The organism is Amycolatopsis camponoti, from assembly GCF_902497555.1.
Taxonomy (GTDB): Bacteria; Actinomycetota; Actinomycetes; order Mycobacteriales; family Pseudonocardiaceae; genus Amycolatopsis; species Amycolatopsis camponoti.
The window spans coordinates 198,838-222,979 of sequence record NZ_CABVGP010000001.1 but is presented as its reverse complement, the minus strand read 5'-3'; the positions used below and the strand labels follow the sequence as shown (position 1 = coordinate 222,979).

The 24,142-nt window shown below is 70.4% G+C and carries 27 protein-coding genes; 8 read left to right on the top strand and 19 right to left on the bottom strand.

The genetic code is table 11. The features are described from left to right. Positions 1–94 precede the first annotated feature (94 nt). Together AA23TX_RS01085 and AA23TX_RS01080 are read right to left on the bottom strand one after the other, a co-directional pair. Complete coding sequence (locus AA23TX_RS01085) at positions 95–1,036, bottom strand: carbohydrate kinase family protein (protein WP_155540736.1); 942 nt, start codon at positions 1,034–1,036, stop codon at positions 95–97. A gap of 41 nt (positions 1,037–1,077) precedes the next feature. Then, the gene (locus tag AA23TX_RS01080; RefSeq protein WP_155540735.1) at positions 1,078–1,659 is read right to left on the bottom strand and encodes a TetR/AcrR family transcriptional regulator; all 582 of its coding nucleotides are present in this window, start codon (positions 1,657–1,659) and stop codon (positions 1,078–1,080) included. Between the two features lie 101 nt (positions 1,660–1,760). Between AA23TX_RS01080 and AA23TX_RS01075 the strand changes: the two genes are divergently transcribed. Together AA23TX_RS01075 and AA23TX_RS01070 are read left to right on the top strand one after the other, a co-directional pair. Next, a complete protein-coding gene (locus AA23TX_RS01075) occupies positions 1,761–2,897 on the top strand; it encodes an acyl-CoA dehydrogenase family protein (RefSeq protein WP_155540734.1) in 1,137 nt (378 codons plus the stop codon). 96 nt (positions 2,898–2,993) lie between these two features. After that, positions 2,994–3,599 (top strand): Uma2 family endonuclease, encoded by a 606-nt coding sequence (locus tag AA23TX_RS01070; protein WP_155540733.1) that lies wholly within the window; start codon positions 2,994–2,996, stop codon positions 3,597–3,599. Positions 3,600–3,647: 48 nt separating this feature from the next. Here the strand turns inward: AA23TX_RS01070 and AA23TX_RS01065 are convergent, their stop codons facing one another. From AA23TX_RS01065 to AA23TX_RS01050, 4 genes are all read right to left on the bottom strand, one after another. Further along, the gene (locus tag AA23TX_RS01065; protein WP_155540732.1) at positions 3,648–4,865 is read right to left on the bottom strand and encodes an amidohydrolase; all 1,218 of its coding nucleotides are present in this window, start codon (positions 4,863–4,865) and stop codon (positions 3,648–3,650) included. A gap of 45 nt (positions 4,866–4,910) precedes the next feature. Continuing rightward, on the bottom strand, positions 4,911–5,051 hold the full coding sequence (locus AA23TX_RS01060; protein ID WP_155540731.1) for a hypothetical protein: 141 nt from the start codon (positions 5,049–5,051) through the stop codon (positions 4,911–4,913). A gap of 182 nt (positions 5,052–5,233) precedes the next feature. Continuing rightward, positions 5,234–5,716, bottom strand: a complete 483-nt coding sequence (locus AA23TX_RS01055; RefSeq protein ID WP_155540730.1) for a GNAT family N-acetyltransferase — start codon at positions 5,714–5,716, stop codon at positions 5,234–5,236. Further along, the gene (locus AA23TX_RS01050; RefSeq protein ID WP_155540729.1) at positions 5,683–6,588 is read right to left on the bottom strand and encodes an aldose 1-epimerase family protein; all 906 of its coding nucleotides are present in this window, start codon (positions 6,586–6,588) and stop codon (positions 5,683–5,685) included. Before AA23TX_RS01050 ends, AA23TX_RS01055 begins: the two co-directional genes overlap by 34 nt. Before the next feature lie 65 nt (positions 6,589–6,653). On the opposite strand from AA23TX_RS01050, the gene AA23TX_RS01045 reads away from it, so the two are divergent. Genes AA23TX_RS01045 through AA23TX_RS01030 form a run of 4 tightly spaced genes read left to right on the top strand, consistent with a single transcriptional unit; the run spans position 6,654 to position 9,958 of the window. Further along, positions 6,654–7,232 (top strand): TetR/AcrR family transcriptional regulator, encoded by a 579-nt coding sequence (locus AA23TX_RS01045; protein ID WP_155540728.1) that lies wholly within the window; start codon positions 6,654–6,656, stop codon positions 7,230–7,232. Then, positions 7,232–8,065, top strand: coding sequence for an MBL fold metallo-hydrolase (locus AA23TX_RS01040; protein WP_155540727.1), 834 nt, complete (start codon positions 7,232–7,234; stop codon positions 8,063–8,065). Before AA23TX_RS01045 ends, AA23TX_RS01040 begins: the two co-directional genes overlap by 1 nt. Beyond that, on the top strand, positions 8,062–8,886 hold the full coding sequence (locus tag AA23TX_RS01035; RefSeq protein ID WP_155540726.1) for an MBL fold metallo-hydrolase: 825 nt from the start codon (positions 8,062–8,064) through the stop codon (positions 8,884–8,886). The genes AA23TX_RS01040 and AA23TX_RS01035 overlap by 4 nt, the downstream gene beginning before the upstream one ends. 58 nt (positions 8,887–8,944) lie before the next feature. Next, positions 8,945–9,958, top strand: a complete 1,014-nt coding sequence (locus AA23TX_RS01030; RefSeq protein WP_155540725.1) for a hypothetical protein — start codon at positions 8,945–8,947, stop codon at positions 9,956–9,958. On the opposite strand, the gene AA23TX_RS01025 is transcribed toward AA23TX_RS01030, so the two are convergent. The 3 genes from AA23TX_RS01025 to pdxH form a co-directional block, all read right to left on the bottom strand. Next, on the bottom strand, positions 9,959–10,522 hold the full coding sequence (locus tag AA23TX_RS01025) for a DUF3558 family protein (protein ID WP_155540724.1): 564 nt from the start codon (positions 10,520–10,522) through the stop codon (positions 9,959–9,961). 24 nt (positions 10,523–10,546) lie between these two features. Further along, a complete protein-coding gene (locus tag AA23TX_RS01020; protein ID WP_155544172.1) occupies positions 10,547–11,815 on the bottom strand; it encodes an MFS transporter in 1,269 nt (422 codons plus the stop codon). Between the two features lie 241 nt (positions 11,816–12,056). After that, positions 12,057–12,734 carry a pyridoxamine 5'-phosphate oxidase gene (pdxH, locus tag AA23TX_RS01015; protein ID WP_155540723.1) on the bottom strand — a complete coding sequence of 226 codons (678 nt, stop codon included), beginning with the start codon at positions 12,732–12,734 and terminating at the stop codon, positions 12,057–12,059. Positions 12,735–12,963: 229 nt separating this feature from the next. On the opposite strand from pdxH, the gene AA23TX_RS01010 reads away from it, so the two are divergent. After that, entirely contained in the window at positions 12,964–14,637 is a 1,674-nt protein-coding gene (locus AA23TX_RS01010) for a purine-cytosine permease family protein (RefSeq protein ID WP_155540722.1), read from the top strand. 46 nt (positions 14,638–14,683) lie between these two features. On the opposite strand, the gene AA23TX_RS01005 is transcribed toward AA23TX_RS01010, so the two are convergent. From AA23TX_RS01005 to AA23TX_RS00970, 8 genes are all read right to left on the bottom strand, one after another. After that, positions 14,684–15,394: a TetR/AcrR family transcriptional regulator gene (locus AA23TX_RS01005; protein ID WP_155540721.1), complete on the bottom strand. Its 711-nt coding sequence runs from the start codon at positions 15,392–15,394 to the stop codon at positions 14,684–14,686. A gap of 117 nt (positions 15,395–15,511) precedes the next feature. Then, a complete protein-coding gene (locus AA23TX_RS01000) occupies positions 15,512–15,676 on the bottom strand; it encodes a hypothetical protein (RefSeq protein ID WP_155540720.1) in 165 nt (54 codons plus the stop codon). A gap of 58 nt (positions 15,677–15,734) precedes the next feature. Beyond that, positions 15,735–16,430 carry an urease accessory protein UreD gene (locus tag AA23TX_RS00995; protein ID WP_155540719.1) on the bottom strand — a complete coding sequence of 232 codons (696 nt, stop codon included), beginning with the start codon at positions 16,428–16,430 and terminating at the stop codon, positions 15,735–15,737. Beyond that, entirely contained in the window at positions 16,427–17,116 is a 690-nt protein-coding gene (gene ureG / locus AA23TX_RS00990) for an urease accessory protein UreG (RefSeq protein WP_155540718.1), read from the bottom strand. The genes AA23TX_RS00995 and ureG overlap by 4 nt, the downstream gene beginning before the upstream one ends. Then, positions 17,106–17,777 carry an urease accessory protein UreF gene (locus AA23TX_RS00985; RefSeq protein ID WP_155540717.1) on the bottom strand — a complete coding sequence of 224 codons (672 nt, stop codon included), beginning with the start codon at positions 17,775–17,777 and terminating at the stop codon, positions 17,106–17,108. The genes ureG and AA23TX_RS00985 overlap by 11 nt, the downstream gene beginning before the upstream one ends. After that, the gene (locus AA23TX_RS00980; protein WP_155540716.1) at positions 17,777–19,492 is read right to left on the bottom strand and encodes an urease subunit alpha; all 1,716 of its coding nucleotides are present in this window, start codon (positions 19,490–19,492) and stop codon (positions 17,777–17,779) included. Before AA23TX_RS00980 ends, AA23TX_RS00985 begins: the two co-directional genes overlap by 1 nt. 1 nt (position 19,493) lies before the next feature. After that, positions 19,494–19,799, bottom strand: coding sequence for an urease subunit beta (locus AA23TX_RS00975; RefSeq protein WP_155540715.1), 306 nt, complete (start codon positions 19,797–19,799; stop codon positions 19,494–19,496). A gap of 76 nt (positions 19,800–19,875) precedes the next feature. Continuing rightward, complete coding sequence (locus AA23TX_RS00970) at positions 19,876–20,178, bottom strand: urease subunit gamma (RefSeq protein WP_155540714.1); 303 nt, start codon at positions 20,176–20,178, stop codon at positions 19,876–19,878. Positions 20,179–20,464: 286 nt separating this feature from the next. Here AA23TX_RS00970 and AA23TX_RS00965 point away from each other — a divergent pair, with 286 nt between their 5' ends. Next, positions 20,465–21,613 carry a citrate synthase 2 gene (locus tag AA23TX_RS00965; RefSeq protein ID WP_155540713.1) on the top strand — a complete coding sequence of 383 codons (1,149 nt, stop codon included), beginning with the start codon at positions 20,465–20,467 and terminating at the stop codon, positions 21,611–21,613. A gap of 22 nt (positions 21,614–21,635) precedes the next feature. On the opposite strand, the gene AA23TX_RS00960 is transcribed toward AA23TX_RS00965, so the two are convergent. Next, positions 21,636–22,223, bottom strand: coding sequence for a TetR/AcrR family transcriptional regulator (locus tag AA23TX_RS00960; protein WP_155544171.1), 588 nt, complete (start codon positions 22,221–22,223; stop codon positions 21,636–21,638). 14 nt (positions 22,224–22,237) lie between these two features. Next, on the bottom strand, positions 22,238–23,932 hold the full coding sequence (locus AA23TX_RS00955; protein ID WP_155544170.1) for an SDR family oxidoreductase: 1,695 nt from the start codon (positions 23,930–23,932) through the stop codon (positions 22,238–22,240). Between the last annotated feature and the right edge of the window lie 210 nt (positions 23,933–24,142).

The window sequence follows — 24,142 nt, the reverse complement described above, 5'->3', positions numbered from 1 at the left end:
CGCTGGGGTATGAAGAATGCCCCTCTACGCTAGTCGAGAAACGTGTGTTCGCGCAGCGGTGGCGTTGCTCATGGGGCCCCCTTTGGGACCAGGTTCACACGACCGCCGCCATATCGGCGGACGTGGGCGGCTCGGCCCCGCTCCGGGAAACGGTGATGGACGCCGCCTTCGCCGCGAATCCCAGCGCCTCGCGCCACGCTCCCGAGTCGAGAGAGGCCAGGTCGGTGACCTGGCGGGTGTGCAGCCAGGCCAGCAGGGCGCCCTGGACGGTGTCGCCGGCGCCGATGGTGTCGACGACGTCGACCTTCCGCGACGGCACGTGGGCCAGCTCACCTGCGGCGGTGATCACCGCGACGCCGTCGGCGCCCCGGGTCAGCACCACGGCGTCCACACCGGACTCGATCCACGTCTTCGCGGCGGCGACCGGGTCGGCGCCTTCGGTGAGCCACGCGGCGTCGTCGTCGGAGATCTTGAGCAGCCGGACGTCCGGCAGCCAGGACGCGAACCGGGCGCGGTAGGCGGCCGGATCGGTGATCAGCGCCTCGCGGATGTTGGGGTCGAGAACGGTCAGCACGCCGCGGGCGGCCTCGCGCCGCAGCATCGCCTCGTACGCCGACGCGCCGGGCTCGAGGACCATCCCGAGGGTGCCGAGCGAGAGCGCGGTCACGGCGTCGGGCAGCGGTCCCGGGTCGGCGACGAGCCGGTCGGCCGTGCCCTCGACGTAGAACGTGTAGCGCGCGGCGCCCTTCGCGTCGAGCGCGACGACGGCGAGCGTCGTCGGCTCGTCGCCGCGCTGCAGCAGCGACGTGTCGACGGCCGAGGCGTGCAGGCGCTCGACCATCGCGTCGCCGAAGCGGTCGGTGGACACGCGCGAGAGGAAGGCCGCCGGGACACCGAGGCGACCGGCCGCCAGCGCGACGTTGTACGGCCCGCCGCCGAGCCGCGGCAGCAGCGCGCGCAGCCCACCGTCCACAGTGGAATCCAGGGGGTCGCCGGGAACCAGGTCGACCAGAGCTTCTCCGCCTACGACGATCACGCCGGGAGTTTAGTGGAGTTCAGGCTGACAATTCCTGTCCGCTATTTGTTCAGCCCGCCGAGGAGGAGTTCACCCAGAGCGGTGAACGCTTCGGCGTCGGACACGTCGATCCGCTGGCCGAGCACGCCGGTCTGGATGCCTTCGATGATCAGGCTGGTCATCTCGGCGATGAGCCGGGCGTGGACGTCCCGGAAGACGCCGTCGGCGACGCCCTTGCCGATGAACTGGTGGAGCCGCTGGGCGGCGAACCGGCTGTTGACCTGGTACGCCTCGCGGGCCGGGCCGAACTCGGCGAGGTCGCGCATGAACGACGGCGACGCCCGGTTCAGCTGCTCGGCGACGCCGGCCAGGTACTCCCCGATGAGCTTGCGGGCGTCGTCGATCCCGGCGACGCGCTCCTCGATCCGCTCGCCGGCGCCCCGGAAGAAGTGGGTGACGACCTTGACGGCGAGCTGCTCCTTGCTCGGCGCGAGCGCGTAGAGCGTCGACTTCGAGCAGCGCAGGCGGCCGGCGAGGTCGTCGAGGGTGAAGTCCGCGAAGCCCTCGGCGAGGAAGAGCGCCTCGAGGTCGCCGAGCAGGGCGCGCTGGCGCGCGGTCGGCCGTCGGCGGGGTTCGGGGCGCATCGGCTCACTATCTCCTACGTCTTCCGGCCACCCCAGGCCCGTCTTACTGTACTCTGAGCGGGCCCACAGTACTGTTTTCAGTACCGCTTTGGAGGACGTCGATGCCCGCCGAACGCTTGCTGCCGGATTCGGACGCCGAAGACCTGGTCGCGCTGGCCAGGGAGATCGCGCGCGACGAGCTCGCGCCCCGCGCGGCGGCGGCCGAGGAAGCGGAGCAGTTCCCGCGCGAGCAGTTCCGCCTGCTGGGCAAGTCGGGCCTGCTGGGCCTGCCGTACGCCGGACGCTGGGGCGGCGGCGAGGTGTCGTACGAGGTCTACCTGCAGGTCCTGGAGGAGATCGCGACGGCGTGGATGACCGTCGGCGTCGGGCTGTCGGTGCACACGATGTCCTGCTACGCGCTGTCGGAGTACGGCACGGACGAGCAGCGCGGCGAGTGGCTGCCGGAGATGCTCGAAGGCTCACTCTTGGGCGCGTACGCACTGTCGGAGACCCAGGCGGGCTCGGACGCCGCCGCTTTGTCGACACGCGCGCGTCTCGACGGCACGGACTACGTCGTCAACGGCACGAAGGCGTGGATCACGCACGCGGGCGTGGCGGACTTCTACACGACGATGGTCCGGACGGGCGCGGACGAGATCTCCTGCCTGCTGGTTCCTTCCGCGACCGATGGCCTGTCGGCGGCCCCGCGCGAACGCAAGATGGGCCTGACGGGCTCCCCCACGGCCCAGCTGATCTTCGACGACGCCCGCGTGCCCGCGTCACGACTGCTGGGCGCACCCGGTGACGGACTGCGGATCGCGCTGTCGTCGCTGAGCTCGGGCCGGCTCGGCATCGCGGCGTGCGCGGTGGGCCTGGCGCAGGCGGCGCTGGACGAGGCGGTGGCGTACGCGAAGGGCCGCTCGCAGTTCGGCCGGTCGATCATCGACTTCCAGGGGATCGAGTTCCTCCTGGCCGACATGGCGGCGATCGTGGAGTCGTCCCGCGCGTGCTACCTGGAGGCGGCCCGGCGGCGCGACCGCGGGCTGCCGTTCCAGCGGCAGGCGTCGATCGCGAAGCTGGTGGCGACCGACGGGGCGATGAAGGTGACCACGGACGCGGTGCAGGTCCTGGGCGGGGCCGGGTACACGCGGGACTTCCCGGTGGAGCGGTACATGCGGGAGGCGAAGGTGCCGCAGATCTTCGAAGGGACGAACCAGATCCAGCGGGTCGTCATCGCGCGGGAGCTGAAGAAGGCTTAGCTGGTCGAGGGAAAGGTGTCACACGCTCGGTACAGATACGGTCACTCATGGTTGCACTTGAGCCGTGAGACAATTCCGGCGACGTGAGGAGAGGCTGTGACTGCACTTCCCCAGCCGGGCCCTGCTCGCCGGTGGGAGATCCCTGATCACCTGCTGACGATCGAGGAGTACGCGGCGCTCGGTGAAACCGAAACAGGTTTCACCGAGCTCGTGGAGGGTCGCGTCGTGATGTCACCAAGCCCCAGCAGACGGCACAACAAGGCCGCTTACCTGCTGGGCCGACAGCTGGAATCCCAGTTGCCACCAGAACTCGATTTCACCCTGGACATCGACGTAGACCTTGGTCTGGCGCCCCGCGGTGAAGCGGGGTTTTCACGGCGCCCCGACCTGCTGATCGCCTACCGCGAAGCGAATGCCCGCGTGGACGACGAAGACGGCATGTATCGCGCCGGGGACGTGCTCGTGGCCGTCGAAGTCGTGTCGCCGGGCTCGAAGCGCACCGATTACCAGGTGAAGCACGACGAGTACGCCGATGCGGGCATCCCGCATTACTGGATCGTCGACCTCACCGAGCCGGTCTCGCTGGTCGCGTGTCACCAGGCCGGCGAATTCGGCTATATGGACGCCGCCGCGGTCACCGGCACCTTCACCACTGACGTCCCGTTCCCGGTCGAGATCGACCTGGACGCGCTCCTCGACTGATCGGACGGCACGCCGGAACCGCCCGGTTACCGGCGTGCCGTCCGAAACTCACTGGGACTCGCGGTAGCGGCGGTCCTTCGACACGCCCTCGCCGAGAGTCTCGTCGAAGTGGAACACCTCGTCGCCCCGGACGAACACGCGCAGGGCACGGTTCATCACATCGAGCGGATCACCGGACCACAGCACGACGTCCGCGTCCAAGCCCGGCTTCAGCGAGCCGATCTGACCGTCGAGACCCAGCATCGACGCCGGGTTGACCGTCAGCGCACGCAGCGCCGTCACCGGGTCGAGGCCGTCCTTGACCGACAGGGCCGCCTGGTAGACCAGGAAGTTGATCGGGATCACCGGGTGGTCCGTCGTGATCGCGATCTTCACCCCCGCCCGCGTCAGGATGCCGGCCGAACGCAGGGTGCGGTTGCGCACCTCCACCTTGGACTTCGTGGTGAACAGCGGCCCCAGGATCACCGGGACGTCGCGCTCGGCCAGCAGGTCGGCGATCAGGTGACCCTCGGTGCCGTGGTTGATCACCAGCTTGTAGCCGAACTCGTCGGCCAGCCGCAGCGCCGTCACGATGTCGTCCGCGCGGTGGACGTGCTGGTCCCAGTACAGCTCGCCGTCGAGGACCTTCGCCAGCGTCTCCAGCGTCAGGTCGACCTCGTGCGGCTTGCCCTCGGACTCCGCGTGCGCGCGCTTCGCCTGGTAGTTGCGGGTCTTCGTGAACGCCTCGCGCAGGATCGCCGCGACGCCCAGCCGGGTCGACGGCGTCTGCTTCTTCTCGCCGTACACGCGCTTCGGGTTCTCGCCGAGGGCGCTCTTCACGCTGACGTGCTCCGCGAAGACCATGTCGAGGATGCTGCGGCCCCAGGTCTTGACGCCGATCGTCTGGCCGCCGATCGGGTTGCCCGACCCCGGCTTGATGACGACGCTCGTGACGCCGCCGGCCAGGGCGTCGTCGAAGCCGGAGTCGTAGGGGTCGATGCCGTCGATGGCGCGGAAGCGGGCGCCGTTCGGGTCGGTCATCTCGTTGGTGTCGTTGCCGGCCCAGCCCTCGCCCTCCTCGTGCACGCCGAGGTGCGCGTGGGCGTCGATGAAGCCCGGCAGCACCCAGGTGCCGGCCGCGTCGACGAGCTCGGCGTCCTCCGGGATGTCGACGTCCGCCTCGGTCCCGACCGCGACGATCTTGCCGCCGTCGATCAGGACGGTGCCGCCTTCGATGGGATCACCGTCGATGGGGACGACATGGCCCCCGACAATTGCCTTCGCCATAGTTCGCCACGCTAACGAACTCGCCCGGGCGGGTGCCAGCGGGGCTCAGCTCGCCAGCAGATCGAACCCGAACCCGGCCACGACCAGCGGCCACGCGCGCGCCAGCAGGTTCACCCCGATCGAGATCCCGGTGAAAGCGGCCCACAGCGAGAACGGGAAAGTCACGACGAGGAGCAGGATCGGCACCCACCAGTACCACGGCAGGTCCGGCTCGACGGTCTGGCCGTCCCACGCCGAGCGGGCCCAGCTTGCCGATCCGGCCCCACCACAGCACCGGCACGCCCCAGAGCCGGTAGCCCGACACGGACTGACCGTCGAACCACAGTCCCCAGGCCTGCCAGAACGACACCGTCTGCACCGAAAGCAGCCTACGGAACCCTGGCCTTCTCCAAGTGCACCAGTTCGTGGTTGTTCTCCGGCGTCCGGTGCGTCTCGCGGTACCCGTGCTTGGCGTACAACGCCAGCGGCCCCACGCTCTTCGAACCGGTGAACAACCGGAAGACCGTCACCGGCGGCGGAGCCGCCGACTCCACGAAAGCCAGCAACCCGCCACCCAGCCCGCAGCCCTGCCGGTCCGGCGCCACGACCAACCTGCCGATCACCCCGACGTCGTCGGAAACCGTCAAACGCACCGAAGCGACCAGCCGTCCGTTCTCCCGGATGCCCCAGGACAAGCATGACGAAAGCGCCGCACGGGTCTCGTCCAAGGTCTCCAGCAGCGGCGGCAGATCCCAGTCGTCGTGCGCGCGGGCTTCGGTCACGTACGCCGCGCGTTGCAGCGTCAGCACTTCGCCCGCGTCGGCGACCCCCAGCCGCTTCACCCGACTCGGATGCCCCAGCTGCCCGACCACGACGTCGCCGGCTCGAGCTCGATCAGGTCCGTGCCCGTGTTGAGCGCGTCCGCCGGGCACGTCATCGGCTCGATCGCCACCGCGCGGCCGCGGCCGACCAGGTCGTCCGGGGTGAACACCTGCGCCCAGCGGAAGTCCGGGCCGGTCCAGACCACCAGCCGCTGGTCCTCGTGGCCCAGGACGAAGTGGTGCGTGCCGTCGCCGGCCGCCGACAACGACCCGAACGCCGTGTCCAGGTCGACGCCCGCCAGCACCCGACCGGCGCGGAAGTCGTACTCGGTGCCCTCGACGTCCTGTTCCGGTGCGTACGGCATCTGCTCGTCGCCCAGGTACGGCCGGACGCGGCTCGCGGGCAGCGTCAGGGTCAGCTCGTCGGTCGGGACGTCGCCGATCCGGAAGTACGGGTGCGTGCCGACGCCGACGCCGATCGGCTGCTCGCCCTCGTTGCGGACCTCGTGCGTGATGGTCAGCTCGCGCGGCGCGACCTCGTAGGTGACGGTCGCGCGCAGCGGCACCGGCCAGCCCGGCTGCACCTCGACGTCGACGGCCAGGGTGATCGACGACTCGGCGTGCTCCAGCAGCTCCCACTCGAGGTGGCGGGTCAGGCCGTGGATCGCGTTGCCGCGCGCCTCCTCGGTGATCTCGAGCTGCTGCTCCGCACCTTGGAACGTCCACTTGCCGGCCTTGGTCCGGTTCGGCCAGGGCAGCAGCACCTGCCCGGCACCCTTCGGCGGCTTCGCGTCTTCGGGGAACTCTTCGACGTACGGCACTCCGCCGACTTCGAACGCGCGCAGGCCCGCACCGATTTCGGTGACGACGGCGCGCGCGTTGCCGCGGGTGATCTCGAACTGCTGACCGGTCGGGTTACCCATGCGACGACCTTACCGAGCATCAGACTCACTAGACCGGTCGTCATAGTTTGAGCTACAGTCGCCCCATGGTCCGTCGCACCGACACGCGGCAGCGGATGCTCGACACCGCCGCCGACCTGTTCCACTCGCAGGGCTACCACGCCACCGGCCTCACCCAGCTGACCACGGCCGGGGGCGCGCCGAAGGGGTCGCTCTACTTCCACTTCCCCGGCGGCAAGGAGCAGCTCGCCGCCGAGGCCGTGCGGCTTTCGAGCGAGCGCACGGGCGCGCTCCTCGAAGCGATCCTGCGGGACGCGCCCGACGTCGTGACCGCGATCGACCGTGCGGTCGACGCGCTCGCGAGCAACCTGGCCGAATCGGGCTTCCAGCGCGGGTGTCCACTCGCGACGGTCGCGCTCGACGCCGCCGCGGAGAGCGAGCCGATCCGGGAAGCCTGCGCCGACGGCTATTCGTCGTGGCACGAAATCCTTCGTGACTACCTTGCGAGACAACAGCTTTCTGCGGAACGCGCCGATGAGCTGGCCACCGTCGTGCTCGCCGCGATCGAAGGCGGACTGCTGCTGGCCCGCACCCGCCGCGACCTCGCGCCACTGCGCGCCGTCGCCGCCCACCTGCACACGACCCTCGACCGGGAGTTCTCCTGATGCGCGTCCACCACCTGAACTGCGGCACCATGCGCCCGCTCGGCGGCCGCCTGATCGACGGCCGGCCGGGCCTGTTCCGGCGCGCCACGATGGTCTGCCACTGCCTGCTGCTCGAAACCGGCACGGGTCTCGTGCTCGTCGAGACCGGCATGGGCACGCCGGCCGCCGTCGACCGGAACGCCTGGCTGGGCAAGGGTTTCGTCCGCCAGTCCAACCCGGTCGAAGACCCCGCGCAGACCGCGGTCGCCCAGATCCGCGCGCTCGGCTTCGACCCGGCCGACGTCCGCGACATCGTCCTGACCCACCTCGACCTCGACCACGCGGGCGGGCTCATCGACTTCCCGTGGGCCCGCGTGCACGTCTACGCCGAGGAGCTGCGGGCGTTCCAGGAGCCGCGTGACGCCGCCGAGCGCGGTCGTTACCGCACGATCCAGTTCGCGCATGGTCCACAGTGGACGTCCTATGCGGACAACGGTGAGCGGTGGTTCGGCTTCGACGCCGTCCGGCAGCTCGACGGCTTGCCGCCGGAGATCCTGCTCATCCCGCTCTCCGGGCACACGCGCGGCCACGCCGGGGTCGCCGTCGACACCGGCGACGGCTGGCTGCTCAACGCCGGCGACTCGTTCTTCTTCCACGGACAGGTCGACGCCACCCCGCACTGCCCGCCCGGCCTGAGGTGGTTCGAGGGCCACATGGAGACGGTCAAGGGCGCCCGGCTGGACAATCACCGCCGCCTGCGCCAGCTTGTTCAGGAGCACGGCGACGAGGTGACCGTCTTCGCCGCGCACGACGAGACCGCGTTCGTCCGGCTGAGTTCCAGGAGCAAAGTATGAAAGTGCACCACCTGAACTGCGGATCGATGCGCCCGGCGGGCGGCAAGCTGCTCGACGGCGAGCCCGGCCTGCTGCGGCGGGCGGAGCTGGTCGCGCACTGCCTGCTGATCGAGACCGGCGACAGCCTGGTGCTGGTCGACACCGGGTTCGGCAGCCAGGCCGTGGCCCGCCCCGGCGAGTGGCTGGGCCGGCCGTTCATGGCGATGGTCGTTGCCCGGCTCGAAGCCGCCGAGACGGCGGTCGCGCAGATCAAGGCGCTGGACCTCGACCCCGCCGACGTCCGGCACATCGTCGCGACGCACCTCGACGTCGACCACGCGGGCGGGCTGGCCGACTTCCCGAACGCCGTCGTGCACGTCCGTTCCGAGGAGCACCGGGCCGCGACGGCGCCGTCGAACGCGGCCGAGAAGAACCGCTACCGGGCCGTGCAGTTCGCGCACCGCCCGCTGTGGAGCACCTACGACGAGCGGGGCGAGCCGTGGTTCGGCTTCGAGGCGGTCCGGTCGCTCAAGGGCCTGCCCGAGGAGATCCTGCTGGTCCCGCTCACGGGCCACACGCGCGGCCACACCGGCGTCGCGGTCGACACGGGCGACGGCTGGCTCCTGCACGCCGGCGACGCGTACTTCTTCCACGGGCAGCTGGACCCCGTCGCGCCGCACTGCCCACCGGGCATGACGGCGTTCCAGAACCTCGTCCAGACCGAGCGCAAGGCTCGCCTGGAGAACCTCGAGCGGCTGCACGAACTGGCCCGCGAGCACCCGGACGAGGTCACGGTGTTCTCCGCGCACAGCCCGGTCGAGCTGGCCGCGCTGCGTCGCTGACTTCCGGAACCGAATGATCGTCCGCCCCATCTGAGCCTCCGACGAAGGAGGCTCAGCGGTGACGAAGAAGTGGTGGAGTGCGGCCTTGACCGGGGCGGTCGCGGTGCTGGTCACGGCGTGCGGGAGCGGCACCCCTCCCGCACCGGCCGCCGCCGCGGCGCCGGAAGCGCCGCCGCTCGACCTCTCCGGCGTCGTCCTGCTGCAGCATTCGACGCAGACCGGCCTCGACGACGTCGTCTTCGCCGATCCCGCCACCGGCGCGGCGAAGACGACCTTGTCGCTGCCCGGGTACGACAGCTCGCTGAACCGGTTCGACGGGCCGGCCACCAAGCTGGACCTCATCTCGCCCGACGGTCGGTACGCGACGCTCGAAACCGGCGACGGCGTCGACGTGTTCAAGCTCAACGCCGACGACCGGCGGTACGAACGCACCGGCACCGTGCCGGAACCGGCGCGGTCGATGAGCGAGAAGTCGGCCAAGTTCCGGAACCCGCGGTTCGGGCCGGCCGGCTCGAAGCTGTACTTCGACGACGACAAGGCGGTGTACTCCGTCGACTACCGGCAGCTCGGGCCGCCGGTCGTGGAAGCCACGATCGTGCCGAACAGCAGCTCCGACCAGCACGTGGAGGACTGGGCGATCGGCCCGCAGGGCGAGGTGCTGACCTGGAAGGACGCCCGGCACGCCGGCGAGGGCCTGACGTACCTGACCGACTCGGCGGGCGCGATCGCCTACGCCTTCTACGAAGAACCCGGCGCCGTCTACCAGTTCGTCACGGCGCTCGACGCGACGACCGTGCTGATGTCCGCCGTCACCGGCTCGGACGAGCACGGCGTCCTGATGCGCCTGTCGCTCGCCGGCGGAACGCCGCAGCCGACCAAGCTCGTCGACCGGTCCGAGCCGATGATCGCCAAGACCGCGGCGGCCCCGGACAAGGCCACCGTGCTGTTCCAGACCGATCAGGACGAGTGGTTCCAGTCGCCGGTCACGCCGGGCGCGATCGCGCAGCCCGCGCTCGGTCAGCTGAAGCCCACCGGGACGCTGTCGGAGCGGCAGCTCGTCGGCTGGGCTTGATCAGCTGGCGTCGAGGGCCTGCTTGACCAGCGGCGCCATCTGCTCCGGCGTCATCTTCGCGGGACCGGTGTAGTTGACCAGCACCGGCGTGCCCGCGACCAGCTCGGCCGAGGCGAGGGTGGCCGTCTTCTGCTCGTCGACGTAGTAGACGGCGCCGTCCGGGAAACCGGCGACGTCCTTCGCGCCCGGCTTCGCCTTCTTGATCGAGGCCACCATCTCGGCCGGCTTGCCCTCGCGGCCTTCGTAGCGGGTCACCGCGAGCGCGCCCGCGGCCTTGCCGTTCAGCTGGTACTCGCAGCTGCGGGCCTTGCCGCCGTTGGCCGTGGTGTCCTGGACCGGGCCGGCCACCGCCTGGAGGTTGTCCAGGAACAGCGCCTTCGACACTGCGGCCGCGGGCAGCAGCTTGCACGGGTCGAGCGACGCCGCCGCGGCGGGGTCGGCGCTCGAGCTCGGCTTGGGCGCGGACGACGGCTTCGAGGAAGGCGGCGTCTTCGACGGTTCGTCACCCGAGGAGCAGGCAGTCAAAGCGGCAAAAGCGACCAAAACGACGGCGAGGGTACGCATGCCCGGCACCGTACTCCGAACGGCCTACGCGGTAGGAGCCCGGTATCGCCAGAACGCCGGAAGCAGGAACATCGACGCGCAGACCGACACGATCACCAGCACGCCGCCGACACTCGCCGCGGCCGCCGTGCCGAACGCGGCCGCGCCCCAGCCGTGGACGAGGTCGGCGATTCGCGGGCCGCCGGCGACCACGACCGTGAACACGCCCTGGAGCCGGCCGCGCATCTCGTCGGTGGTCGCGACCTGCAGGATCGCCATCCGGTAGACCGCGCTGACCATGTCCGCCGCGCCGGCCAGCGCCATGAAGACGACCGCGAGCCACAGCGAGTGCGCGAGCCCGAAGGCCGCCACCGCCGCACCCCACGCGCAGATCGCCACGACGACCGCGACGCCCTGGCGCGGGATGCGCGTCAGCCAGCCGGAGAACAGGCCGATCAGCATCGCGCCCGCGGGCAGGGCGGCGTAGAGCCAGCCGAGGGCGGGGCCGCCGCCGGGTGGATCGCCGAACGTGCGCTCGGCCATCTCCGGGATCAGCGCCCGCGGCATGCCGAAGACCATCGCGATGATGTCGGCGACGAACGAGGCCAGCAGCACCTTCTTGGTGGCGAGGTACTTGAAGCCGTCGACGACGTCGCTGAGCCCGGCGCGGCGCGACGGGCCGTTGAGCGGCGGGAGGGCCGGCAGCCGCCAGACCGCGAGCAGCGTGATCGTGAGGGCGACGACGTCGATCAGGTAGAGCGTCGAAAGGCCGAGGACCGGGATGAGCGCACCGGCGAGCAGCGGGCCGAAGACGGCGCCGAAGGTCGACATCGTCGAGCTCAGGGCGTTGGCCGAGGGCAGCAGCTCGTCCGGCACCAGCCGCGCGACGACGGCGCCGCGGGTGGGCATGTTGATCGCGAAGAGGGCCTGGTTGACGGCCAGCAGGGCGAGGACGAGCCACACCGAGCCGAAGTTCAGGAAGGCCTGCAGCCACAGCAGCGCGGAGGTGATGGCGACGAGGACGTTGGTGACGACGAGCAGCTTCCGCCGATCGACGGCATCGGCGACGGCCCCACCCCAGAGCCCGAAGATCAGCAGCGGCACGAGGGCGACGAGCCCGGTGAGGCCGACGTAGGCGGACGACCCGGTGAGGTCGAAGACCTGCTTGGGCACGGCGACGGCGGTCAGCTGGGTGCCGACAGCGGTGACCACAGTGGACAGCCAGAGCCGCCGGAAGGCCGGGATCTTCAGCGGCCGGGTATCGACGATGATGCGGCCGAGGAGCTTGCGAACGCCCCCGGGACGGGGCGGCAAGGTCTCGGGCTCAGAGGTCACAACCGATGAGTTTAGCTCGGCTAACTATCTCGGGTCGCGTGATTTCCATCGCCCGGACGAGTGCTCGACAGCCGAGCAGCGCCCCGGCCCAAGCAGCGCCCCGCCCTCCCTGGGGGGCGTCCCGCTTCCAGCGTATCGGGACCGTCCGACGAAAAGCCGGAAAAGCCGCGGCCGTGACGTGGCTGTCCACATCACGGCCGGGCTGTGCACAAAGCCGGACTCAGGGAGCCACGCGCTCGATGTTCCAGCCGTCGTCGTGCCGGACGAAGCGGAGCCGGTCGTGCATGCGGTCCTCGCGCCCCTGCCAGAACTCGACCAAGTCGGGCCTGATCCGCCACCCGCCCCAGTGGGGCGGCGCCGGGATCTGCTCGACGTCGGCGAAGCGGCGCTCGATTCCGCTCAACGCGTTGTCCAGCGCGCGGCGGCCGTCGACCACCCGGGACTGCGGGGACGCCCACGCCCCCAGCTGCGAACCGCGGGGGCGCTGGGCCCAGTACTCCGCCGTCTCCTTGACGCCGACCTTCTCGACCTCGCCGCGGACGTGGACCTGGCGGTGCAGCGCGTACCAGGGGAACGTCACCGACGCGTAGCGCGTCGCGGTCAGGTCGTGGCTCTTCTCCGACGTGTAGTTCGTGTAGAACACCACGCCGCGCTCGTCGAGGCCCTTGCACAGCACCGTGCGGGACGACGGCCGGCCTTCGGCGTCCGCCGTCGCCAGCACCATCGCGTTCGGTTCGGCGATCCCCGCGCCGACCGCCTGGTTCAACCACCCCTGCAACTGGTCGGTCCACGTGGCCGCCAAGGCGGACTCGTCGAACGCAGCACCGTCGTACGCGACCCGCATTCCGGGCAAGCGAACTACGGCGTCTTCCACCTGGTCCTCGATCCTCGGCGTCATCGCCAAACCTCCACGCCCGGTCGGGGCATCAGTCGACTTCGGCCCTAGGCACGTTAGGGCCTTCCGAGCTGCGGCGGAACCCACTGAACGGTGACACCCGACACCCATTTCCGGCCATCGTCCCGTAACCGCTTGTCAGCAAGCCGTAACGCGGGCGTTACCCACCGGACCAGGATCGATACAGCGCCGCTCTACCTTCGGCCCGTTCCCCACCACCCCGGAGGCGGGCATGACCGAGATCCTGTCGAACGCCGAAGAAACCGCTCCCCCGAAACGCCGGTACGCACCACTCGCGGCGAACGAAAACCGCGAGGACTACTCACTGCGCTTCGCCGCTCATTCGTTCCGGAAATGGTCACCGTTCGTGGTCGCGACGACGGCGCTGGGCGGCATCGCCTACCTCGCCGACTTCGCGATCGGGGCCAGCATCGTCCTCTCCTACGGCTTCACGTCCGGGGTCCTCGCGATCCTCGCCGCGGCCGTCGTCATCTTCGGGACCGGCGTGCCCATCGCGGCCGCCTGCGCGAAGTCCGGAGTGGACATGGACCTGCTGACCCGCGGAGCCGGCTTCGGCTACTTCGGGTCGACGCTGACGTCGCTCGTGTACGCGAGCTTCACCGTCATCTTCTTCTCGCTCGAAGGCTCGATCATGGGGCAGGCCTTCGAGCTGGCCCTCGGCATCCCGCTGCCGATCGGCTACCTGCTGGCGACGCTGATCGTGCTGCCCTTCGCGCTCTACGGCATGGGCGCGGTGGCGAAGATGCAGACCTGGACGCAGCCGCTGTGGATCGCCGGCCTGGTGCTGCCGTTCGTCGTCGTGCTGGTCCGCGAACCCGGCAAGTTCGCCGAGTTCGCCCGCTTCGGAGGCACCGAGGGCGCCGGCGCCGGGTTCTCCGCGATCGGGTTCGGCTTCGGCATGGGTGTCGCGCTTTCGCTGATCGGGCAGATCGGCGAGCAGGCCGACTACCTGCGGTTCATGCCCGAGAAGACGGCGGAGAACAAGCGGTCGTGGTGGGCCGCGGTGCTCGCCGCCGGGCCCGGCTGGGTGATCCTCGGTGCCGCGAAGCAGATCGGGGGCGCGCTGCTGGCGTTCCTCGCGCTCGGCGTCGTCGGGAAGTCGCACGCGCTGGAGCCGATCGCGCCGTACCTCGAAGCGGTGAAGCCCGCGCTCGGCCCGGTGGCGCTGACGTTCGCCGCGCTGTTCGTCGTCGTCTCGCAGATCAAGATCAACACGACGAACGCGTACTCCGGCTCGCTGTCGTTCGCGAACTTCTTCTCCCGCGTGCTGCACAAGCACCCGGGCCGCGTCTGGTACGTGCTGGTGAACTGCGGGATCGCGCTCGCGCTGATGGAGTTCGGCGCGTTCGGGTTCCTGAACAAGATCCTGGGCTTCTACTCGAACGTCGCGATCGCGTGGATCGGCGCGGTGTGCGCGGACCTGGTGATCGCGAAGCCGCTGGGGCTCTCCCCGAAGTACATCGAGTTCAAGCGGGCCTACCTGTACAAGATCAACCCGGTCGGGTTCGGCTCGATGCTCGTCGCGTCGGCCGTGTCGATCGCGGCGTACTTCGGCGCGTTCGGGCCGTTCCTGGCCGCGTTCAGCCCGCTGCTGGCGCTGGTCATCGCGATCGTGCTGGTGCCGACGCTGGCGGCGGCGACCCGCGGGAAGTACTACCTGGCCCGGCCGAACACCGTCGCGGGACCGGACCAGGACGTCGACCTGCGGGCCACGTACACCTGCTCGGTCTGCGGTGATCCGTACGAACTGCCGGACGTCGCCGACTGCGCCAAGCAGAGCGGGCCGATCTGTTCGCTGTGCTGCACGCTCGACAACAGCTGCCACGACCTGTGCCAGGAGACGGGCCCGGTTTCGCTGGGCATGCCCACCGCGCGCGAAGCGTAAAGTCCGTGAAGGCCCGCTCACCGCGTCCGCAGCGGTGAGCGGGCCTTCACGTTCGCCGGGTTCCCCCCTGTGCCCCCGCCCGGCTTGACTCTTCCACGCCGGAGGCGGCGCCGGGGTTGCCTGGGATTTCCAAGATCTTTTCCGGCCGCATGATGGCCGCCAGCATCATGGCGCGCAGCTCCCCGCCGACCTCCTCGACCGGCAGCGGCGGGTCGTGCGCCTGCCACTCTCGCAGCAGCCCGGTGCCCGCGCCGACCAACGCGATCGCCGTGAGCCGGTAGTCCCGCACCGGCGCGACACCGTGCTCGGCGGCGCGGCTCGCCTCGGCGGCGATGAAGTTCGCCCAGCGGTCGACCCACACCTGGTGCTGCGCCTCCAGCTCGGCGCTGACGCCGACGGCTTCGACGTAGGTCAGGCGCGGCATCCGCGGATCCGCGGTGACGGTCGCGATGAAGACGTCCAGCAGCGTCGCGATGCGGGTCATGGCGTCGGCGTCGGCGACCTTGTCGAGCTCGGCGGTGACGTGCGCGAGCGCGAGGCTGTTGATCTGGTCGTGGAGGGTGCGGAGCACGTCCTCCTTGCCGGTGAACTCTTCGTAGAAGTTCCGCGTCGACACGCCGGCGCGGGCGCAGACGTCGGTGATCTTCGTGTGCCGGAAGCCGGTGGAGGTGAAGAGCTCGAGCCCGGCCGTGAGCAGGCGCGCGCGACGATCGGCACGGCGTTGCTCGGGCGCGACGCCGCCGTACGTGCGAGCCACCGGTTCTCTCCTCCTTCCGAGGGATTGCCAGATCCTACCGGGCTGACTACCTTGTGAAAATCTCGATTACCAGAGGGTTCGCCGGAGAGGACGCAGGGGGTCTTCTCCGGCGAACGGTCACCCCGCCCGCGCGACCGCGCCGATGAGTTCGGCGTGCCGCCGGAGCAGGTCCCGGTAGGTCTTGATCACGTCGCGGTCGAAGTCGCTCGAACTGCCGATAGGAGTCGGGCAGGTCACCCGCCGCCGTTCGGCCCGGCTGTTCAGCACGTGGCTCACGTTCATCCACACCTCCCGGGTGACTTCGCCGAGACTATCGCCGGGCGGAATTGCGCCGGGAGGCTCAGAACACCTTCAGCGCCGTGACCGCGTCGGGGGCCAGGGACGTCGTCAGCGTGCCGCCCGCGGCGAGGGGGCTGCGCGACCACCACTCACCCGAAGCCGCCGGCAGGTCCGGGCCGCCGACCACCAGGTCCGTCGCCAGGACCCGGCGGCCGGCCAGCACCGCCAAGCTCTTGTCCAAAGTGGATTCTCCGATCGTCAGCGTCTGCCGCAGCACCGGTACCGAACCCCGCGTGACGTGCGACGACGTCGTCAGCGACCCCGGGCACTCCCCCGTTCGCCCCAGCACCAGCACCTCGCGGGTGTGCAGGTACGCATCCGACGCCAGGGAAGCGCGCAACACCGCCGTGTGCCGGGCCCGCGCCGTGATCACCGTCGGCTCCGGCAGGTAATCCAGCGAGCCACCCTCTTCGACGACCACCGAAACCGTGGACAGCGAACCCTCGCCGTGCAGACCGGGCAGAGCGAGCGTGGCCGCCACGCCGGAAAGGCGCAGCGACGCGCCGGGGCCGACGTGGATCGAGAGCAGCAAGTCGTCCCCGCCCAGGGGCGAGGTCGCCGAGTTGACCAGGTGCACCACCGCCGCCGGACCGCGCCCCCGGCGGGGGAACAACGTCAACGGCGCCATCGAACGCAGCTCGCGCAGCACCGTGCGCGTGCCGTCGAAGCACGCCGTCAGCCGGGCGTGGGCCTTCACAGCAGGGAACGGACCCAGGCGGCGACGTCGGGTGCGTCCGGAGTGTCCACAAGGGACTGAGTGATGACCGGCAGCTCGCCGCGCATCCGGTGCGCGTCCGACGTCATCACGGCCATGTCCGCGTTCACCAGGTGCGCGATGTCGATCTTGTTGATCACCAGCAGGTCCGCGGTCGTGACGCCGGGGCCACCCTTGCGCGGCACCTTGTCGCCGCCCGCCACGTCGACCACGAAGATCTGGCTGTCGGCCAGCCCGCGGCTGAACACCGCCGTCAGGTTGTCGCCGCCGCTCTCGATGATCACCAGGTCCAGCCCCGGGAACTTCTCCTCCAGCCGCTCGACCGCGTCCAGGTTCGCGGTGATGTCGTCGCGGATCGCGGTGTGCGGGCACGCGCCCGTCTGCACCGCCTCGATCCGCGCCGGGTCCAGAACTCCGGCGCGACGCAGGAAGTCCGCGTCCTCCGTCGTGTAGATGTCGTTCGTGACGACGGCGAGGTCGATCTCGTCACCGAGCGCGCGGCACAGGGCCGCGGTCAGCGCCGTCTTGCCCGACCCGACCGGGCCGCCGATGCCGATGCGGTACGCGCGGCCCGCGGTGGGCGCCGCGTCGTAGTGGTCGGGATCGGCGGCCGTTGGGTCGAAGTTGACCTCGTGAAAATGTCCGTGACCGTGACCTTCAGCTGGCAAAGAGACGCACCTCTTCCTGGTGGTGCCGGGCGTGCGCCTCGGCGAACAGATCCAACGCCGGCGACCCCGGCGATGGCAACGACGCCGGGTCGTCCCCCGCCACGGCCGCCGCCTCCGAAGCAACGGACGCGAGGTCCAGCCGAGCGACGACAGCGTTGACGGCGAACGGATCCAGCCCCAGCAGCCGCACGGCCGCGCTCGCCGGACCACTCACCGACAGGTACGCGACGGCCATCGCGGCGTCGTACGGCGAGCCACCCGCGACCCCGACCAAGGCGCCCAGAATCACCGGGTGGTGCGGCCGCGGCGTCTCGGCGAGCAGCGCGTCGAGCACCGGAGACGGCCACGCGATCCGACCGGCCCGGGCGGTACCACGCCCCTGCGCCCGGGATGCCTCTCGCTGCGCGAGCGACGGGGTGCGCGCGTCCAGCTCACTGTCCAAAAGCGACCAATTCCCGCCGGTGACGGCCGCGTGCGCCGAAGCGGCCGCGAAGGTCGCCGCCAGGGCACCCGCTGTGCGCAACCGTCCGGAAAGGAAGCCCGGCAGATCGCGCACGGCCGTCACGAGCTTCCGGGAGACGACCTCCTCCAGCCCGCCACTGTGGACGTGCCCGCCGCCGGGAAAGCGCGAGTCCGCGAGAATGAGTGCCGAGAGGTCCATCAGAACAGAAAGTATCGCTGGGCCATCGGCAACTCCGTCACCGGCTGCGGTTCGATCAGCTCGCCGTCGACGTGCACCGCGAAGCTGTCCGGCTCGACGCGGACGTCCGGCGTCGCGTCGTTGAGCACCATGTCCGCCTTGGTCCGCGCGCGCGTGTTCGCCACGGCGACCAGCGGACGCGTGATGCCGAACGTCTCGCGCAGGCCACTGTCCAATGCGGACGGTGCGACGAAGTGCAGGCTCAGCGCCGCACCGATGTTCGCGCCGAACATCGGGCGGGCCATGACCGGCTGCGGTGTCGGGATGGACGCGTTCGCGTCGCCCATCGCCGCCCACGCGGGAAAGCCGCCCTTCAGGACGACGTGCGGGCGGACGCCGAAGAACTTCGGCTCCCACAGCACCAGGTCGGCGAGCTTGCCCACCTCGACCGAGCCGATCTCGGTCTCCATGCCGTGCGCGATGGCCGGGTTGATCGTGTACTTGGCGACGTATCGACGCGCGCGCAGGTTGTCGGCCGCGCCGTCGCCGGGCAGCGCGCCCCGGCGCTGTTTCATCACGTGCGCGGTCTGCCACGTCCGGATGATCACCTCGCCGATCCGGCCCATGGCCTGCGAGTCCGAGCTCATCATCGAGATGGCGCCGAGGTCGTGCAGCACGTCTTCGGCGGCGATCGTCGACGGCCGGATCCGGCTTTCCGCGAACGCGAGGTCCTCGGGCACCGACGGGTTGAGGTGGTGGCAGACGACCAGCATGTCGAGGTGCTCGTCGAGGGTGTTGGCCGTGTGCGGCCGGGTCGGGTTGGTCGACGACGGCAGGATGTTCGGCAGCGAGACGACCTCGATGATGTCCGGCGCGTGCCCGCCGCCGGCGCCTTCGGTGTGGTACGCGTTGATCGAGCGGCCGCCGATGGCGTCCACAGTGGACTCCAGGAAGCCCGCTTCGTTCAGCGTGTCCGTGTGGATGGCCACCTGGACGCCGGATTCGTCGGCGACGGTCAGGCACGCGTCGATGGCCGCGGGGGTCGTGCCCCAGTCTTCGTGGAGCTTGAAGCCGCCCGCGCCCGCCGCGAGCTGCTCGCGCAGGGCCTCGTGCCGGACGGTGTTCCCCTTGCCCAGCAACAGGACGTTGACCGGGTAACCGTCCATGGCGGACAGCATCCGGCCGAGGTTCCACGCGCCGGGTGTCACCGTCGTCGCCTTCGTGCCCTCGTTGGGGCCGGTGCCGCCGCCGACCAAAGTGGTCAGTCCGGCGGCCAGCGCCGTGTCGACGAGCTGCGGGCAGATGAAGTGGACGTGGCAGTCGATGCCGCCGGCGGTGAGGATCTTGCCGTTGCCGGCCAGGACCTCCGTCGACGGCCCGATGACCAGGGCGGGGTCGACGCCGTCCATCGTGTCCGGGTTGCCCGCCTTGCCGATGCCGACGATCCGGCCGTCGCGCACGCCGACGTCGGCCTTGACGATCCCCCAGTGGTCGAGGATGACGGCGCCGGTGATGACCAGGTCGGGCGCGCCCTCGGCGCGGGTCGCCATGCCCTGGCCCATGGACTCGCGGATGACCTTGCCGCCGCCGAAGAGCACTTCGTCGCCCGAGCCGCCGGGGCCCATCGAGCGGTCTTCGGTGACCTCGATGAGGAGGTCGGTGTCGGCGAGCCGGATCCGGTCGCCGGTGGTCGGGCCGAACAGCTCGGCGTAGCGCTCGCGGTCGATCTGCGGCATTTCAGAACTCTCCCGAGAATTCGGACCGCAGGCCCGGAACGCGGCGCGCGCCGGCGAGCGGAACAAGATCGACCTCGCGCTCGACGCCCGGTTCGAAGCGCACCGACGTGCCGGCCGGGACGTCGAGCCGGTGGCCGCGGGCGGCGTCGCGGTCGAACTCGAGGCCGGGGTTCACCGCCGCGAAGTGGTAGTGCGAGCCGACCTGGATCGGCCGGTCGCCGAGGTTGCGCACGAGCAGCCGGACGCGCGCGCGGCCGGGGTTCAGCTCGACGGGCTCGTCGCCGGGAATGATCTCACCTGGGTGCATCCGGCTCCTCTCTCGCAGGGAGGTCGTGAGTGAGAAACAGGGTTAGAACCCTGTTTCTCACTCACGACGGGTGGGGTCACACGATCGGGTCGTGCACGGTGACGAGTTTGGTGCCGTCCGGGAACGTGGCTTCGACCTGCACGGAGTCCACCATTTCGGGGACGCCGTCGAGCACCTGCGCACGACTCAGCACGCTGCGGCCGCTCGCGACCAGCTCACTGACCGTGCGCCCGTCACGGGCCCCTTCGAGGACGTGGTCGGTGATGAGCGCGACCGCCTCGGGGTAGTTCAGCCGGACGCCTCGGTCCAGCCGCTTCCGCGCGACGTCGGCCGCCACGTGGACGAGCAGCTTGTCGCGCTCCTGCGGGCTGAGGTGCATCGCTCAGGTTTATCACCCGGACCACGACAGCGCCTGGTTCGGAAACATACCTTTAACCTGGCCTTCGTCACAGTCCGTGGCGAAAATTCTCCCGTCGGACGGCCTCGGTGACTGAATCGTTCTCGTAATCGTGACCGAAACCACCGCTTCTTTCGATTGCCCCCCGGCGATCGAGGGAGCAAGGTCTATCCATCCGTGCGATGGTGCGCGCTTTCCCGCGCTATTCCGTCCGCGCGAGCACCACACCAAGACGGGGAAAAAGCGCACCGAAAGGTTCCGCGAAACAGTGACTACCTCCACGATCAGCAAGCCACAGCCGTCCGGCCAACCCGACGACGGCTTCCGACCGGGCCTGGAGGGCGTCGTCGCCTTCCACACCGAGATCGCCGAACCCGACCGGGACGGCGGTGCGCTGCGCTACCGCGGTGTCGACATCGAGGACCTCGCCGGAAAGGTGACCTTCGGTGACGTATGGGGCCTCCTCGTGGACGGCCGGTTCGGCCACGGCCTCCCGCCCGCCGAGCCGTTCCCGCTGCCGGTGCACACCGGTGACGTCCGGGTCGACGTCCAGGCCGCGCTGGCCATGCTGGCGCCGATCTGGGGCTACCGCCCGCTGCTCGACATCACCGACGAAGAGGCCCGCGAGCAGCTGGCCCGCGCCTCGGTGATGGCGCTGTCCTACGTCGCGCAGTCGGCGCGCGGCATCGGCCAGCCCGCCGTGCCGCAGACCCGCGTCGACGAGGCCCACTCGATCACCGAGCGGTTCCTCATCCGCTGGCGCGGCGAGCCCGACCCGGCGCACGTCCGGGCGCTGGACGCGTACTGGGTGTCGGCCGCCGAGCACGGCCTCAACGCGTCGACCTTCACCGCCCGCGTCATCGCCTCCACCGGGGCGGACGTCGCGGCGGCCATGTCCGGCGCCATCGGCGCGATGTCCGGCCCGCTGCACGGTGGCGCCCCGGCGCGCGTGCTGCCGATGATCGAAGAGGTCGAGCGCACCGGCGATCCCACCGGCCTGGTCAAGGGCATCCTCGACCGCAAGGAACGCCTGATGGGCTTCGGCCACCGCGTCTACCGGGCGGAAGACCCGCGGGCGCGCGTGCTGCGCCGCACCTGCCAGGAGCTCGGCGCGACCCGCTACGAAGCGGCCGTCGCGCTGGAGCAGGCGGCGCTGAAGGAGCTGCGCGAGCGGCGTCCGGATCACCCGATCGAGACGAACGTCGAGTTCTGGGCCGCGGTCATCCTGGACTTCGCGCAGGTGCCGCCGCACATGATGCCGTCGATGTTCAGCTCGGCGCGCACCGCCGGCTGGGCCGCGCACATCCTGGAGCAGAAGCGCACCGGACGCCTGGTGCGCCCGTCGGCCAAGTACGTCGGCCCCGACCCGCGCAAGCCCGAGGACGTCGAGGGCTGGGAACTGGTCACCAAGCACTGACCCCGGCACGAAGCCGGAGCTTTCACGGGAAAGCTCCGGCTTCGTCGTGCTTGGCGGTCGCGTCGAGCATCGCCGTGAGCTGGTCGACCAGCCAGGAGTCCAGCAGGTCGCGCGGGACCGTGCGTTCTTGGAGCCAGCTCAGGAGCGCCCCTTCGACGACCGCCGTCCAGCAGCGCAAGGTCAGCGAGAGCAGCGGCGACGGATCTTCGACGCCCAGCGCGTCCAGGATCAGGGCCACCGCCCGGTTGCGGACCTCGTCGATCGCCGCGTCCGTTTCGGACGTCGCGATCACCGAACCGCTGCGCAGCAAGGCGATGTACCCCGCGCGGTAGTGGTCGGCGACGTCGACCAGGCCGCGGACGGCGGCGCGCAGCCGGGTCTCCGGTGGTCCCTCCTCGAGACCGGCCAGGCCGTCGATGAGCCCGACGGTGACCGTGCGCAGCGCTTCGACCTGCAGCTCGCGCAGGCTGGAGAAGTACCGGTAGAACAACGGCCGCGACACCTCGGCGCGCGCGACGATGTCGTCCACGGTGACCAGCTCCGGCGCCCGCGAGCCGAACAGGTCGAGCGCGGCGCCGATCAGGTCGTCGCGGCGGGCCTGCGGCGACATCCGCCGCGGCCGGCTCACGGCGTCAGGTCCCACTTGGCCGCCTGGCGCAGCAATCCGGGCGTCAGTCGCGAAAGGACCAGCGCCGCCTTCGCCTCCGGTGTGGACGGAGCGATCGCGGTGTCCTTCTCGACGGCTCGCAGGATGTCCTTCGCGACGCCCTCCGGGCCGAACCCGCGCCGGGCGTAGAGCTTCGAGCTCTGCTGCTGACGCCGTCGCTGCTCCTCTTCGGACACTCCGACGAACGTGGTCGTGTTCGTGATGTTGGTCTTGACGATGCCCGGGCACACCGCCGTGACGCCGATGTGGTGCTCGGCCAGCTCGGCCCGCAGGCAGACGCTCAACGTCAGCACGGCGGACTTGGTCGTGGCGTAGGCGGTGAGGATCTTCGACGGCAGGTAGGCGGCGGCCGACGCGAGGTTGACGATCTGACCGCCCTCGGCGCGTTCGGCGAGCATCGGCGCGAAGGCGCGGCAGCCGTGGATCACGCCCCAGAGGTTGACGTCGATGACGCGCTCCCAGTCTTCGACGGAGGTGCCGAGGAACGGGCCGGACATGCCGATGCCGGCGTTGTTGACCACGATGTCCGGGACGCCGTGGTGCTCGCGGACCTCTTCGGCGAAGCGGTGCACGGCGGCGCCGTCGCTGGAGTCCACTGTGTACTCAGCGAGCCCGTGGTCTTCCAGCAGCTTGAGGGTTTCCGCGGCGGCCGTCGGATCGATGTCGGTGATGACGACGTCGGCGCCTTCCCCGGCGAAGGCGAGCGCGGTGGCCCGGCCGATCCCGCTGCCGGCGCCCGTGACCACGACCAGCTTGTGCTCGAACCGTTTCGCGCCCACCCGCGCCTTGCGCAGGCCACGGCTCTCGGCGCCGGTTTCGACGTACTCGACCAGCTCGGCGGCGGCTCGCGCGACCACCGCCGGCTTGGCGCGGGTGACCCAGTGCGTCCCGACGATCGGGCGGATCCGCAGGTCCGGCACCCAGCGCGCGACCTCGGTCTGCAGCGGCGCGGTGACGTAGGCGTCGCCGGTCGGGGCCAGGACCTGCACCGGGACGTCGGCGGCGCGCGGCGCGGGGCGGGACAGGCGCGTGAACATGTTGGCGCGGTAGAGCTCGAGGCCGTGCAGGCCGTCGGCCTTCTCCGGGGGCGCCGCGTCGGGTTCCATGCGCTGGATCTGCTTGCCCAGCAGTCCGGTGCGCCACAGCAGGTCCGGGATCAGCGGGATCTGGAACGCGAGGATGTACCAGGAGTGCAGGAACTGGCTCAGCGCGTTCTTGAGCCGCTTCGGCGTGGGGCGGGTGAGCTGGGCGCGGAACCACGCGCCGGCGTGGTCGAGGCTCGGCCCGGAGATCGAGGTGTAGGAGGCGACCCGGCCGCGCAGGCTGTCGCCGGTGACGGCGTGCCAGGTCTGGATCGAGCCCCAGTCGTGGGCGACGAGGTGGACCTTGCCTTCGGGCTGGACGGCGTCGACGACGGCCCGGAGGTCGTCGGCCAGCTGGTCCAGCCGGTAGGACGCGCGTCCCGGCGGCTTGTCCGACTGTCCGGCCCCGCGGACGTCGTAGGTGACGACGCGGTGTTCCACGCCCAGCTCGGCGACCACCCCGCCCCACATCGAGCTGTTGTCGGGGTAGCCGTGCACGAGCACGACCGTGGGCCCGTCTTCCCGGCCGTCGATGGTGACGGAGAGGCGGACACCGTCGCTGGCGGTCACCCACTTGTGAGACATTCTGTCATGTTAGACAACTTGTCAACAGTACGGTTCACCCGCGCGGCGGCTGGCGGCCGGATGTTGTTCATGCATCCGGCTGGTTTTTGCTTGTATGACAGCGTTTTCACGGTTTCCCGTGGAACCAGGGCAGGCCCGGCTGACGACTCTGTCCACCGATCGATGGACAGCCGGATTCAGCTGAGCGTCGCTCCC

Coding starts and splice junctions, on each gene's coding strand:
- AA23TX_RS01080 (WP_155540735.1), bottom strand. CDS start 1,659: ATGCGCCCCGAACCCCGCCGACGGCCGACCGCGCGCCAGCGCGCCCTG.
- AA23TX_RS01075 (WP_155540734.1), top strand. CDS start 1,761: ATGCCCGCCGAACGCTTGCTGCCGGATTCGGACGCCGAAGACCTGGTC.
- AA23TX_RS01065 (WP_155540732.1), bottom strand. CDS start 4,865: ATGGCGAAGGCAATTGTCGGGGGCCATGTCGTCCCCATCGACGGTGAT.
- AA23TX_RS01050 (WP_155540729.1), bottom strand. CDS start 6,588: ATGGGTAACCCGACCGGTCAGCAGTTCGAGATCACCCGCGGCAACGCG.
- AA23TX_RS01045 (WP_155540728.1), top strand. CDS start 6,654: ATGGTCCGTCGCACCGACACGCGGCAGCGGATGCTCGACACCGCCGCC.
- AA23TX_RS01040 (WP_155540727.1), top strand. CDS start 7,232: ATGCGCGTCCACCACCTGAACTGCGGCACCATGCGCCCGCTCGGCGGC.
- AA23TX_RS01035 (WP_155540726.1), top strand. CDS start 8,062: ATGAAAGTGCACCACCTGAACTGCGGATCGATGCGCCCGGCGGGCGGC.
- AA23TX_RS01025 (WP_155540724.1), bottom strand. CDS start 10,522: ATGCGTACCCTCGCCGTCGTTTTGGTCGCTTTTGCCGCTTTGACTGCC.
- pdxH (WP_155540723.1), bottom strand. CDS start 12,734: ATGACGCCGAGGATCGAGGACCAGGTGGAAGACGCCGTAGTTCGCTTG.
- AA23TX_RS01010 (WP_155540722.1), top strand. CDS start 12,964: ATGACCGAGATCCTGTCGAACGCCGAAGAAACCGCTCCCCCGAAACGC.
- AA23TX_RS01000 (WP_155540720.1), bottom strand. CDS start 15,676: ATGAACGTGAGCCACGTGCTGAACAGCCGGGCCGAACGGCGGCGGGTG.
- AA23TX_RS00985 (WP_155540717.1), bottom strand. CDS start 17,777: ATGGACCTCTCGGCACTCATTCTCGCGGACTCGCGCTTTCCCGGCGGC.
- AA23TX_RS00980 (WP_155540716.1), bottom strand. CDS start 19,492: ATGCCGCAGATCGACCGCGAGCGCTACGCCGAGCTGTTCGGCCCGACC.
- AA23TX_RS00975 (WP_155540715.1), bottom strand. CDS start 19,799: ATGCACCCAGGTGAGATCATTCCCGGCGACGAGCCCGTCGAGCTGAAC.
- AA23TX_RS00970 (WP_155540714.1), bottom strand. CDS start 20,178: ATGCACCTCAGCCCGCAGGAGCGCGACAAGCTGCTCGTCCACGTGGCG.
- AA23TX_RS00960 (WP_155544171.1), bottom strand. CDS start 22,223: ATGTCGCCGCAGGCCCGCCGCGACGACCTGATCGGCGCCGCGCTCGAC.